Annotated in this window: 11 protein-coding genes; 1 reads left to right on the forward strand and 10 read right to left on the reverse strand. The window is 29.5% G+C overall.

The genetic code is table 11. From position 1 onward, the window contains the following. Positions 1 to 59: 59 nt before the first annotated feature. The 8 genes from L1S49_RS04955 to L1S49_RS04990 form a co-directional block, all read right to left on the reverse strand. Complete coding sequence (locus L1S49_RS04955; protein ID WP_238902805.1) at positions 60 to 1,910, reverse strand: beta-glucoside-specific PTS transporter subunit IIABC; 1,851 nt, start codon at positions 1,908 to 1,910, stop codon at positions 60 to 62. Between the two features lie 151 nt (positions 1,911 to 2,061). Further along, positions 2,062 to 2,877 carry a MurR/RpiR family transcriptional regulator gene (locus L1S49_RS04960; RefSeq protein ID WP_238902806.1) on the reverse strand — a complete coding sequence of 272 codons (816 nt, stop codon included), beginning with the start codon at positions 2,875 to 2,877 and terminating at the stop codon, positions 2,062 to 2,064. Positions 2,878 to 3,061: 184 nt separating this feature from the next. Then, entirely contained in the window at positions 3,062 to 4,516 is a 1,455-nt protein-coding gene (locus L1S49_RS04965; RefSeq protein ID WP_238902807.1) for a 6-phospho-beta-glucosidase, read from the reverse strand. 7 nt (positions 4,517 to 4,523) lie between these two features. Further along, positions 4,524 to 5,864, reverse strand: coding sequence for a PTS transporter subunit EIIC (locus L1S49_RS04970; RefSeq protein ID WP_238902808.1), 1,341 nt, complete (start codon positions 5,862 to 5,864; stop codon positions 4,524 to 4,526). A gap of 2 nt (positions 5,865 to 5,866) precedes the next feature. Beyond that, a complete protein-coding gene (locus L1S49_RS04975) occupies positions 5,867 to 6,196 on the reverse strand; it encodes a PTS sugar transporter subunit IIB (protein WP_238902809.1) in 330 nt (109 codons plus the stop codon). Continuing rightward, complete coding sequence (locus L1S49_RS04980) at positions 6,177 to 6,494, reverse strand: PTS lactose/cellobiose transporter subunit IIA (RefSeq protein ID WP_238902810.1); 318 nt, start codon at positions 6,492 to 6,494, stop codon at positions 6,177 to 6,179. The genes L1S49_RS04975 and L1S49_RS04980 overlap by 20 nt, the downstream gene beginning before the upstream one ends. 12 nt (positions 6,495 to 6,506) lie before the next feature. Next, on the reverse strand, positions 6,507 to 9,152 hold the full coding sequence (locus tag L1S49_RS04985; RefSeq protein WP_238902811.1) for a PRD domain-containing protein: 2,646 nt from the start codon (positions 9,150 to 9,152) through the stop codon (positions 6,507 to 6,509). A gap of 397 nt (positions 9,153 to 9,549) precedes the next feature. Next, the gene (locus L1S49_RS04990; protein WP_238902812.1) at positions 9,550 to 10,359 is read right to left on the reverse strand and encodes a MerR family transcriptional regulator; all 810 of its coding nucleotides are present in this window, start codon (positions 10,357 to 10,359) and stop codon (positions 9,550 to 9,552) included. A 306-nt stretch (positions 10,360 to 10,665) separates the two neighbouring features. On the opposite strand from L1S49_RS04990, the gene L1S49_RS04995 reads away from it, so the two are divergent. Beyond that, positions 10,666 to 11,418, forward strand: coding sequence for an SDR family oxidoreductase (locus L1S49_RS04995; RefSeq protein ID WP_238902813.1), 753 nt, complete (start codon positions 10,666 to 10,668; stop codon positions 11,416 to 11,418). A 128-nt stretch (positions 11,419 to 11,546) separates the two neighbouring features. On the opposite strand, the gene L1S49_RS05000 is transcribed toward L1S49_RS04995, so the two are convergent. Then, entirely contained in the window at positions 11,547 to 12,032 is a 486-nt protein-coding gene (locus L1S49_RS05000; protein ID WP_238902814.1) for an N-acetyltransferase, read from the reverse strand. A 519-nt stretch (positions 12,033 to 12,551) separates the two neighbouring features. Continuing rightward, complete coding sequence (locus tag L1S49_RS05005; protein WP_238902815.1) at positions 12,552 to 14,459, reverse strand: NAD(P)/FAD-dependent oxidoreductase; 1,908 nt, start codon at positions 14,457 to 14,459, stop codon at positions 12,552 to 12,554. Between the last annotated feature and the right edge of the window lie 60 nt (positions 14,460 to 14,519).

Below are 14,519 nucleotides of genomic sequence, written 5' to 3' on the forward strand. Positions count from 1 at the left end.
AAAAATTCCTCCATATCTTAATTAATTTAAACTATAAATTTAACTATATTTTTTTACTTCTAACCTCTTGTTACACTCATAACTCTATCGCTGCTACTTACATGTCTATATTCATCTATATTTATTGAACTAAACTCTGCACTATTAGTTACCACCATCATAGTTGTTGTATCATATCCTTTTTTGATTATGGCATCTAGCTCGAACTTAATTAATTGTTGACCTTTTTTTACTGTATCACCTTGATTAACAAGCATTTCAAAATATTGTCCATTTAATTCAACCGTATTTATACCAACGTGTATTAGTATTTCTACACCATTACTTGATTTAATACCTACAGCATGTCCAGTAGGAAAAGCTACTTCTATAGTTCCATCTATTGGTGAGGTTATAATTCCACTTTGAGGTATAAATGCAATCCCTTCCCACATTGCTTTTCCTGAAAATACTGGGTCTTTAGAATCTTCTATATTAATCATTTCACCTTCAACACATGATGCTATTTCTAAATTGTTTTTATCTGTATCCCCAGACTTTGCTTCTGCTTTACCTTCGTCAATTCCTAGAATATAAGTAATTGCTGCTGAGATTACAAATGCCATAGTTATACCCATTAAATAGAACTTAAAAGTATCTCCGAAAAAAGCTGGTAATGTAGTTAATGCAGGGAATACATATACAATTGCTTTAGTTTTTAACATTCCCATAAATCCACCAGCTATTCCACCGGCAACTACCATTGAAATTAATGGTTTTCTAAATCTTACCCCTAAACCATATACAATAGGTTCTGTAACTCCACCTAATAATGCTGGAACCATAGATGATGCTGCAAGAGCTCTTGTTTCTTTATTTTGGGAACGAAGAAGTACACCTAAAGCAACACCTGCACTTGCAAAAGTAGCTGCTGCAATCATTGGTCTAATAACATCATATCCAAGATTTGCAATGTTATTTACCATTATAGGAACAACTCCCCAGTGAATACCAGTCATAACTAAGAATGTCCATCCTGCTCCTATAACTAAGCCTGCTAGCAATCCACTCTTATCACTTAAAGTATTGATTACGAATCCCATTCCGTTTCCTAGTGTAACGCCTATTGGTCCAATTACTATTACTGCAAGTGGTACCATTATTAATATAGCAACTAAAGCTAAAGCAAAAATCTCAATACTCTTAGGAATAAATTTCTTTAAAATTCTCTCTACATATGAATATACCCAAATAGTTAATATTGCAGGTATAACTGATCCTGAATACCCCATTAGTACGACTGGAATACCAGAAAAACTTGTCATATCACCGTTTGCTTTCATAAGTCCAGTGAAGTTAGGTTCCATTAGTGAACCAACTATAGCAAGTGAAATAAATGGATTTACTTTAAAAGTCTTTGCTGAACTGTATGCTAAAAAGAATGGTAAAAAGTAAAATACGCTGTTACCCCCAGCACTTAAAATCTTATAAGTCCCACCTGTATTATCCATAAATCCATAAGTTGTTAAAACAACAAGAAGAGCTTTAATCATACCTGCTCCAGCAAGAGCTAATATTATTGGATTAAAAATGGCTGACATTGTATTAAACATACGAGTTAATACATTCCCTGAAGGTTTTTCCTCTACATCATTTGAACTAGATTCATTTTTGATTTGAGGATATAATCTCAATACTGTGTTAAAAGCATCTTCAACATCAGTTCCAATAACAACTTGGAATTGACCATTTCCTTCAACTACTGTCATTACCCCTGGTATCTTTTTAATTGCTTCCTTATCTGCTTTCGATGCATCCTTTAACTTAAATCTTAATCTTGTTACACAATGAAATAAGCTATTAATGTTATCAACACCACCAACTTTAGTAACTACTTCTTTAGCAAGCTTTTCATAATTTTTCTTTGCCATATTTTTATCCTCCTAGAATAAATAATAACTTTAAATACCGTTTACATCGATGTAATATGATTATAGCACTACGAAATTATCCAACTTACTTTTTCGATTTCTAGAAAATCCAACACAAAAATAAAAAAGTGTGGTATACTAAAAAGTTTACCTACACTTTTTTCTTGTTATTTATTCTCTTTGCATATCTAAAAACAATATAGTCAGTAATTAATTGAAATAGTATTGAATGGGTCTGTATCTTAGATGCATGCTTAAATGTTATGCATAAATCAACATAAGGATGCCCCTCCATCTCTTTATTAGCTGTAATAGCAACAATTTTTGCCTTAGTTTTTCTAAACACATTTTTATCTATGTCCCCAGTTGTTATTAACTGATGCTTTTTTATATAATTTCCTGAGTTAGTAAAGATGATTATTAAAGTATCTTTATCAGCATTTTTAATAAACTCAGTTTGCTGCACATCACTTATGTGTGTAGTGATGTATTTTTCATTATACGCAAGCTTCATCTGAAAATCCATAGCGGCTGATTCCGAATATAAAAGCCCAAAAGCTGCCACTTTATCATATTTTATTAAATCCCCAACTAACTCATCTATCTTAGACATATCAATACTAGACTTTGCTAACCTTAAATCATCTATAATTAAGTCTATATACTCCTCTTCAGTATGCTCATCCAAATAACTTAAAATATTATCCTTATAATTTAAATCATTAGTATCTTTATTACTTTTATAAGAAGATGCTAATTTCATCTCCAGAAAGTCATCAAACCCTATATATCTAGCAAACTTAGAAATCGTAGATGTTGAAACAAAACATAGGTCTGCAACTTCCGATATTGTCATATTTCTTAATGAACTAAAATTAGACAATAGAACACTTGCCACATGATAATATGTTGAATTCTCTTTTCCGTTATTCAAAATTATTAATAATCTATTTAGTAACTCACCCATACTAATATTTTCCCTCCTAGTATAAAAAACGTATCTATTTTTTTACCTATTATATATTATCATTCTTTACTTTAAAAGAAATATTAATTTATCATAATAAAAAATCCAGTAGAATTTCTATTTAGTATCTACTGGATTTTAATATTTAATATAATTTTTAATAATTTGCTACTATAGTTAGTTTTTACAGTTTTTCTCCATTAGATGCAATTACATCCTTATACCAGTAAAAACTGTCTTTTTTGTAGCGTTTCATTGTTCCTTTTCCTTCATCATCTAAATCTACATAAATAAATCCATATCGTTTTTTCATCTGTCCTGTAGATGCTGAAACTAAATCTATACATCCCCATGGAGTATAACCTAAAACTTCAACACCATCTAGTGCTATAGCATCTTTTATTGATTTAATATGTTCCCTTAAATAATGGATATGATACTCATCATGAACTTCTCCATCTTCTAGAGCATCTATACCACCTACTCCATTTTCTGCAATAAACAATGGTTTTTGATAACGATCATAAAATTGATTCAAAGTTGTTCTTAAACCCAATGCATCGATTTGCCATTTCCAAGCGCTTTCCTTCTCCTTTAAATATGGATTTCTTAATGTAGGAAATAGATTACCTTCTACTTCTGCTTTCTCTTTCACTATTTTAGGATTCGTACAAATTAAATGCGAAGAGTAGTATGAGAAGGAAATGAAATCAACAGTATTATTTAATAAAATTTCCTTATCATCCTCTTTAAAGGGAACATTGAATCCATTTTTTTCCAGTTCCTTTAACTTATAATTTGGATAATATCCTCTAGATAACACATCACTAAAAAAATACTTATTTCTATCAGTTGACATTGCCTGCCAAACATCCTCTGGTGAACAAGTATATGGATAAGTTACTCCTGCAGCAAGCATACATCCAACTTTGTTTTTAGGATTTATTTCATGAGCTATCTTAGTTACCCAAGCACTAGCAACTAATTCATTATGAATAGCATTATAAATCTGTGAAATTTTATTTTTATCTTTTTTTAAAATAACACCCGCCGAATTATATGGCAATGCTTCAATGGCATTGATTTCATTAAAAGTTAACCAATATGTTACTAAGTTCTTATATCTAGTAAATAAAGTAGTCGCATATTTCTTGAAAAACTCAATTGTTTTTCTATTCTCCCAGCCATCATATTTTTTTATTAATCCTACTGGGATATCATAGTGGGTAATAGTCACCAAGGGCACTATACCATGTTTATGACATTCTCTAAACATGTTTTCATAAAAAAGTAAACCTTCTTCATTTGGTGTTTCTTCATCACCTTCTGGAAATATTCTACTCCACGAAATAGACATTCTAAAAGTTTTAAAGCCCATCTCCCCTAGTAGAGCTATATCTTCTTTATAATGATGATAAAAATCTATACCTTTCCATGAAGGATAATATAAATTCTTTTTAGGCTCTAAACTATCAAGATTACCCATCATTATAGAAAATCTTTCTTTGCCTTGAGGTATTAAATCAATATGCCCTAATCCTCTACCCCCTTCATTATATGCGCCTTCAACTTGATTTGCTGAAATTGCTCCTCCCCACAAAAAGTTATCAGGAAATTTGTAGTTTTTTATGTTATCCATCCTTTAATCACACTCCAATATTCTGTTCTTCAAGCTTACTTTTCTGTTCTTTTTCTAATAATTGATTATCATAAATTTTGAAGAATGGGTACCAAATCAACATTAATAAAGGAATCATTATAATTTCAAACAATACTATTCTAAAGTCAAGACACTTTATAAAACTATTAACGAAAATTGGGAAGGTACCGCTTACCATAATATAGAAAGGTGTGATTAATCCTAAAGTGCAGCCGATCCAATATAAAACACCTACAATTAATCCTCCAAAAACAAATGGAATCATTAAAATCGGATTAAAAACAACTGGTGCTCCAAATAATACAGGTTCGGAAATTCTAAATATTCCTGGAACAATAGTAGCTTTACCAAATGCTTTTAGTTGTTCAGATTTAGCTCTAAAACATAGAATAATAAATCCTAATGTATTTCCTGTTCCACCTAGCAAAGTAATTGCTTGTGTTATAAATATTGGGAAAAATATAGGTGCTTGACCAGCTGCAAATAATGATGCATTCTCAGCAAAAGCAGCCATTGTAATAGGAGTTGTAATTGGCATTACTACCATCATTCCATGAACCCCACAGCACCATAATATAAGAATAAATGCACTTACTAATAAAGCTCCTGGAACTGAATTAACTGCTGATACAGGTGCTGCAAGTAATTTTTCAATTGCCGAAGGTAAAGATAGTGCAGGATTAATTGTGCTAATTAATAAATTACTACCAAAGAAAACAATAATGTTTATTAATAATGGAATAATTGTAGCAAATGTCTCTACTAAAGATGGTGGAACTGAATCTGGCAGTTTAATAGTAACCTTGTGTTTTATACAAAAATGAGTTATTTCAACAGATATCATAGCAACTAATATAGATGTAAACATTCCTTGTGCACCAAGATATGTTGTACTAAGAGCTGATATTTTAGCCCCGCCTTCTAAAGTGTAGTAAGTTGAAGGTGCTACTACCATTAAAAATAAGCTCATAGAAACTATCCCTGCATTTAAACCAGACATTTTATAACTCTTTGCTAAATTGTAAGCAATAGCAAATGTGGTTACAAGAGATATTAACCCCATTGTCATGTTAAATGGAATCAGTATTGTTGTTTTATATGTTTGTGCGAAATTATACCATCCAGAAAATAATGACCAAAATCCACCTTTATTGATTAAATCAGCAGTTACTGGCGGATTAGCAATTACCATAAATACCGCTGAAACTAAAATCACTGATAAACTTGCCATTATACCATTTTGCATTGAAGAAAAATGTCTTTCACTTGCTAAAAAATTAGCAACTGGCGTTAGCTTTTTCTGAACAAATCTCATTAACTTTTCCATTTTTATTCTCCTTTCTGAATAAGTAATTTGACACTCTTAATAATATTATCAACGTTTCCAATTGCATAATCCATAGGATTGATTTGACCAACTGGCATATTACCTACCATTTGCATAATTTCATTTGTTTTATAAGACATTTGTGGTCCAACAAGAATACAGTCATAATCTTTATAGTAATTGTCATACTCGCCAACACCATAAGCTTTAACTTCTAAATCTTCTCCATTTTTCTCAGCCCATTTTTTCATTTTATTCATCAATATACCGGTAGATATTCCTGCGGCACATACTAACATTATTTTCATATCACTACCTCCTACTTTCTTCATGTAAAATAATAATTTCTTTGATTAATTCTTGTGCTAAAATACTAGTCATTAGGTGATCTTGTGAATGAATAAGTAAAACATTTATATCTGCCTTCTCTCCATCCGCTTCACTAACTAATAATTCTGTTTGAACTTTATGTGCTTCTAATGCTGAGTCTTTTGAAGATTTCATTAATATTTCTGCTTCATCATAATTGCCTTTTTTAGCTTCATCTAAAGCTCTAAATGCTAAACTTCTAGCCTCTCCAGAGTTTGCAATAATATTCATTGCTATCATTTCTGTATCAAATTTTGCCATTTTTATTCCTCCTTAAAGTTTCTTAATTATTGCAAGTACATGTGCAATCTCATCATCACTTATTAACACTTTAAAGCGCTTCTCAATCTTCTTAAAAATTTTAAGAAGCTCCTTAAACTCCATCTCATACTTCATAACATAACGATGAGTATGAATATTTTCAGCTATCCTTTCATTTGCTAGAAGACGGTTAATTAAGCAAGCAATATGCACGAACAATCCTAATTCTTGGTCAATACTTAATTTTTCTATTCTCTTAATATCTTCTATCACTTCAGGAACTATTTTTTTTATTTTATTTACTGATATATGTTCTAACTGTTCACCTAAATATTCATAAATTGGTTGATAGTCTATTTCAGAACTATTTCCTATTGAAAAATCTAATATTTTATCTATCTTTGAAGTATCAACATTAAGAACATCACTTATAGATATAAATGGAATTCCAAATAATTTTGGATCATAAGTACCTACAAACGCATGTATATTCTTAAGCTCTTTAATCTTTTTAACTTCATTTAATAGAACTTTCTTATTACTAATTGCTAGTGGAATTACATCAAAATCTAGTTTTGAATATTTTTCAATGTATTCCTTCAATTGAAGGGCTCCACCCTCACCAGTATTGCATAGAGTGATGATTACTTCCTCACATTGTTTTTTACTAAACATTTCATTAACTTCTTTCATCAAACCGTGGTATATATTATCAATATCACCATCTACCATACATTTTCTTGAAGCATCTAGTCCTAATAAGGTTATTGGCATACAAATCATTCTAATCTCTATGTTAGTCTCTTGTATTATAGTTTCTAATAGAGTTTTTATAGACCCCATATCGTATATAACAATTATGCCTTTTCCATTATCAATCTTTTGGATATATGACTTTAATTCTTCATAAACTTCCAAAGGATTTCTGTCTAAAGAAAGATCATATCCATATGTGTTTTTAGCATCAACTAAAGTATTAACAACATTACATATAGAAGTAGCAGTTCCATTTCCATGAAGTATATATAAAACATTAGGTTTTTTACTTATCTCATCTTCACCAACATCTATAATGAACATAGTAAATAATACAACCTCATCTATTGGTATTTTCATATCAAGTTTCTCTTCTAGCTCACTTGCAAATTTTAAACAACTGCTATATTCTTCATGATAGTTTTCAATAATCTCCATAATCTGTTCATTTTTTAAACGCTGACCAGATTTATTTCTATTTTGTAGAGAATTAATATGAAGACATAATCCATATAAAATAGATGTTGGATAGTTTACAGAAAACTTCTTTTTACAATTGTCTAAAAAACTTGAAACAAGATTTATAATTTTAGGAGAAACTAACTTCGATAATTGCTCTGTATTTACTACCTTACTTGATAAACTTCTATTATATTTTTCAAACTCATTTTTCAGATGAGAACTTATGATAAGATTTATATCTTCTTTTTCAATCCCTCTATCTTTTAATTCATTAAATTGATTGTTGATAAAGTCATACATAGAGTTTTTTTCTGTCTTATCACTACTTTTTTCTATTTCTGTAGAATCCTTTTTTAATATATAAGAGTAGTCACTTGGAATAATTTCTTCTATTTCAAAACGATATTTCTTATAGCTTAAAAAACCTTTTCTAACATAGTTTTCAAAGTCACTTAAATATAAACTTATTATCTTATCACTACTTCCGTAATTCCTAACAAAAGCATTAGCACAACCTATTTTAATATCTTTTCTTAACTGTTTTATATTTCCTGTGCACTCGTATAACAATAGGCAAGTAATTAGTTCGGAGTTTATTTTTAAATTTTTGTCACACTCAATGGATTCTATTGTGAAAAAATGATTAATTAAGTTAAATCTTTCTTCTAGTGGTCTCATGCTCAAAGAGGGCAACTCAATTTTCATCGGTATCTTAGAAGCAATACCTTCCAAAATGTGAGGATTTACTTCACTATTACATGCCAAAATTAACAATGTATTTTTTTGTTTCATAATAACTGAATTGTCATCATAGATAAATTCTCCGTTTTCAAGGAAATGATTAAGACGATTTCTAATTCTACCTTCCATCATATCTACATTATCAATAAATAAAACTCCGTACGCCGCTTTATCAAAATAGTTGATAAATTTATCATCTGATTTTCCGTAAAGTTCATGTTCTAGTTGCTGCATGTCTTCAATATAGTGTCTGCAGTTCACTTTAATGAAGGGTGCATCTTTGTCTAATACTTCCTTTTCCTTGGCAAACTGATACATAAGTTCTGCTAAATAACTTTTACCTGTACCAGCCTCTCCTATGATTAATGTATTCAAGCTATTGTTTGGATAAAGTATGGATGCCTTAGCAAGTTGAACTACATTTTTCAAACTTCCATCAAAACCAATTAAATTTTTGAAAATAGATTTTTCAGTATTAAAAGAGTCTGGTGAAGTAATGTAATAAAGTACTGGTCTTCTTCCTTTTTTTGTGACCTTTTCTTCATTAACTAATTGATTTAATATAGCACTTACATTGGAACGATTCATTCCTATCTTGTTAGCTATATAGGATGTCTCTAACCCGCTATCTTCACCTTCTTTTAATGACAAATAATGTTCTTTCATCAAATCGTAAATTACTTCTTTAGAAGTTTTCATCTTTTTCCCCCTTGATTTAAGGTACATGCTTTATCGTTTACAACTATAATATTAAACATTTCAAGGTTTTAGTCAAACCAGCTATTTTCTCATTTTCCACTTGTTTTTAATACACAAGTTTTATAAAAATGAACTTTTGAAAACAATAAAGCTGTGTATACCCATTTTTATGTTGTTTTTATTGTTTGTGTATATCAAATTATGATTTTTATCACTATATGTATGTACTTTTTTATACACATCTAGTATTTTTTATATTTTTATATAAAATATTATTAAATATCATAATACATTAATTTACCTCAATTTATCAAATTGTATTTATTTACAACAAAAAAGACATAGTATAAGATTATATAAACTAAGTCTTTATATATATTACTATTCTTTTATATTACTATTCTAATATAGGTACCCATACCTTAAAGTATCTAGTTTTACTATTTATATGAGTAATTTTTGCTATTTGAGTTATAAAAATATCACCATTTATTTTTATATTTTTATTTTCTATGTATTCTAAAATATCATTAAACTCTTCATAGTTAAATGTTAAATCTTCATTAATAGTAATAATAGTAGTTATTGTTTTTTCCTTCTTAATATGCATCATATTATCTACTGAAATATTTAAAAATTTAACCCAATCATAAGTAAATGATGTTCCTCCTATATAATTCTTTTTCTTTAAAATAAAATCTTTCATATTGATTAAAATAGAAAAATCAGCAAATGCAAAATCATTCAATAGCATACTTGCAAAATTAGCATACTTGTTTTTATTTTCATCGAAATCATTAATATTATCAAAAGCAAGTGATAAATATATATCATCCATTTCTTCAATTTTAAATTGATTTTTAATATTATTAATTGAATGAAGCATTTCTAAATTAGCTTTATTCTTTATAGCCAGTTTTTTATAATAAATGGACTGTTTCTCATAATATTTTTGCTTTTCTTCAATGATGGACGTATATGATGATAATTTATCAACATTCTTTATTTTCTTAATTTCTTTAATAGAAAAATCTAGAGAACGGTATTTTCTACATTCAGCAATTGTTTCTACATCCAAGTCATTATAATAACGATAGTGATTTTTCATATCTATTTCAGGATGTATTAACCCCATCTTTTCATAATGTCTTAATGTTTCCCTGTTAGTATTTAAAAACTCGCATAGACTTTTTGCTGTGTATTTCATATTAATCCTTCCTTGCTTAACTCTAAATTCAAAGTTATATTATTTTTTATCTTCATCATGATTAGTTCTATGTAAAAATCTATAACAACCTCTATAAGAAAACTAGGAAATTATATATATCAATATATTTTTAAACCGCCTATATTCTAAAATTAATTTCAAATATCACATTAATTACTAATAACTACTTTCTCATAAATCATTATATCATTGTTCCTTATTCAATTTAATTAAAAATTATTCTTGACTTCGTTGTTACAACGAAGTTTATCATTCTCCTATAAAGTAAAAGGAGGTTACGTGAAAATGAAAGGAAAAATCGCATTAGTTACAGGTGGATTAAGTGGTATTGGAAAATCTATTGTTTTTGAATTAGCAAAGAAAGGATTAACAATTGTCATATTAGACATTCAAGATGACAAGGCTAACTCAGTAATTGAACATTGTAAGGAATTAGGTGGTGATGCTATATATATAAAGTGTAATTTATTTGACTCTAAAGAAATTGCTGAATCTTTTAATTTTATCAAAGAAACTTATGGTCGTTTAGATTATGCAATGAATAATGCTGGATTTGGTATTTTATCAAAGCCATTTGGCGAAGTCAATGAAGATGAAATAGATAAACTTTTAGGAATTAATATTAAAGCATATATGTTATGTATGATTCATGAAATTAATATGATGAAAGAAAATGGTTTTGGACGTATAGTAAATACAGCCTCAGGTTCAGGTCTTGTAGCTTCAAAAGGAATGGCTCTTTATACAGCTTGCAAACATGCTGTATGTGGTTTAACAAAAGCAGCTGCTTTGGACTATGCTAAAGATAATATTACTATAAATGCTATTGCTCCAGGTACAATTGAAACAGAACTTGTTCTTCCAATTAAGGAACATAAGCCAGAAGAATATGCATTATGGTGCCTATCAAATCCAATAGGTCGTTTAGGTCAACCACATGAAATTGCTAGGGTTGTATCATTTTTATTTGAAGATGATTCTGAATTTATTAATGGTACAATTATCCCAATTGATAGTGGATTTGTTGCTGGAAAATAAATCATTTATTCTATAATTAACTAAAACTCTAATTATTTTAAAATTACCAGAGGAACTTTTATCCTATGGTAATTTTAAAATAAACAATATACCATCTAAAATAATTTCTACAAATTAAAAAAATTCTATTATATTATACTACTATTTTTCTCATCTCTTAATTTCATCATTAAATCTTGAGTGATACCCTCTTTATATAGATTTTGTATAGATGCAATTTCAATATATCCAATTCTCTCATATAATGCTTTAGCCTCTGGAGTGAAGTCCGCAACTAATAAAAATACTTTTTTATAGTCTTCAAAGCACATGTCCTCAAAAAACTTTAGTAGTTTTTTTCCTATTCCATGTCCACGACTTTCTTCACTTACTGCAAGAATATGTAGGAAGGGGAATGAGTGAAAGATTCCATTCAAAATATACCATATAAATCCCTTGCAACTGTTATTATCATCGATAGCTATGTATATTTCTTCTTTAGAAAATCCTTCTTCTAATGCCTTTCGAGCACTTCCTTCTTTTGAAAAATATCTTCTTCCAAGTTCAGAATTTATCAAAGCCTTCTCACAATCATCTATATAATTCATGCTTCCTTTTACAATTTTTATTTCCATAAAACACCTCTATTCTTAAGTTAAATGATAAATCAAATATAATTTATCATTTAATATTATACTATAATTTGGATTTATACTATATTTTTATAACATTTTATAATTATTATGGAATTAATGAGCTATTTCTCGAAAATTCTTTTTCGTTAACTTAATAAGTTCAAACTATTTTTTCAAGTTGCTCATTAGAACATGGCTACATCTTGCATTTCATATCCTTTCTTAACGAAAGATCTCTTCTATCAGTTGTAATTACAGTGATTTTGGTTTTTACTATTTCTTATCTCATAAGAACTACATTAACTTTAAATTATTATTTTCCTCTTTATCTTTTAATACTCAAAATTGCTTTGCTATAAAAAGAGCACCTCCAAATGCTAATTCTTTAACATTTAAGGTACTCAAAGGGGTAATAAATAGATGATCAGTAGAATTTGAAGCAATTGTAATATATGTATTATTTCAAATTTCTAATTAACTGATCTTAACAGCTCACTTATAAAGATAGAGTTTGTATGATTACAAGCTCATTACAACTTCAAATGCATCTCTTGTAGCTCCTAAAGCATTTCCAGTCTTTACTGCTCCACCGATAACTCTAACATCATTACACACTTCTTTTATTTCTTCTAATGAAGTATTGTTTGGTCTATATCCTAAGGATAATACTACTGTATCTGCTTCAATTGCTTTCTTGAATGGACCTTGTTCAACAATAATATGATTGTCTGCAATTTCAGCTAATTTTGTATTTACATTAACTTCAACATCATATTCATTTAATAATTTCTTTAAACGCAAGCTTTCATGAATATTTGGTAACATTTCTACTATAGATACAGATCCATTTTCTTTCATTGCAATGAAAGTAGCAGTTTCAACACCAACTTCTCCACCACCAATAACGATAACTTTATTTCCTGTATCTACTTTACCAAGTAATACATCTTCAGCTACTACCACATGTGGTTTATTTGAACCTTTAATTGGAGGAACTATAGGATTACCACCTGCAGCAAAAATAACTGTATCAGGCTTGTCTTTCTCTACTATTTCCTTAGTAAGTGGTGTATTTAATTTTATCTTAACGTTTAATGTTTTCATTTCTTGAATTAACCAGCTTGTGAATGTAGTTAACTCTCCTTTTCCTGGTGGGTATGCTGCTGATAAAAATTGTCCACCTAGACAATCTTTAGCTTCAAATAATGTAACATCATGGCCCTTTTTAGTTGCAGTAATTGCTGCCTGCATACCACCTGGTCCGCCACCTGCAATATATACTTTCTTAGGATTCTCAACTTTGTTATAGTCAAATTCATATTCTCTACCAACAGAAGGGTTTACTAAACATGTAACATGTCCAAGTTCTCCCAAAATACCGCCATAACATCCTAAGTTGCAGTTAATGCAGTGACGTATAGTTTCTTGTTTTCCATTTTTTGCTTTATTAGGTAAGTGAGGATCCGCAAGTGAAGTTCTACCCATACCAACAAAATCAGCTTTTCCAGTCTTTATAATGACTTCTGCTGCTTCAGCATCTGTAATTCTATTTGCAACTATAACAGGAATATTTACAACTTCCTTAATTTTTTCAGCATATGGTACTACAAATCCATGCTGCAAACTATCAATATCTAAATTATTATGACTTCCATACATACCGGAAGACACATTTAATGCATCAAATCCTAAATCTTCTAAAAATTGAGCCAACTCTAAAGTATCCATTAACTCTCTTCCACCCATATATCCGTCTCTAGATGATATACGACAAGTCACTGGGAAATCAGCACCAACCTTGCTTCTTACATCTTCATAAACTTCTCTAACGATACGAGTTCTGTTTTTAAAGCATCCACCATACTCATCTACTCTCTTGTTTAGATGTGGTGATAAAAATTCCATTAGTAAATATCCATGTGCAAGATGAACTTCAACACCGTCAAACCCAACTTTCTTAGCTCTTAAAGCACAATCTCCAAATTGAGATACAAGTTCATGAATTTCATCAACACTTAATTCATGAGGAATTTCTTTTAAAAACGCACAAGGAATCGGTGATGGTGCAACTGGCTGTTTACCGCCATTAACAAAATGATTACTTTGACGTCCTGGGTGATACACTTGGCAGAAAATTTTACTGTCATATTTATGAACTGTATCTACTAACTTTTTATGTCCTGGAATTTGTTCATCATTATACAATCCAGGAATATTTGTGTATCCTTTGCCATTTTCATTGATTGCATAGTCTTCAGCAATGATTAAGCCCCAGCCCCCCTTAGCTTTTTCTTCATGGTATTTAATATACCTTTCTGTTGCTGTACCATCTTCATTACAATAGTTTGTTACCATTGCAGTAACAACCAATCTGTTTGGAATCTCACAATTATTAATCTTCATAGGTGTAAAAAGTTTTTTCGACATTTTTCATAATCCTCCTGTTATTTATTTAACAAATTAATTTTACACCCTGAAGTAACTACA

The sequence above is a fragment of the Clostridium sp. YIM B02506 genome (genome assembly GCF_022324845.1).
GTDB classification, from domain to species: Bacteria; Bacillota; Clostridia; order Clostridiales; family Clostridiaceae; genus Clostridium_T; species Clostridium_T intestinale.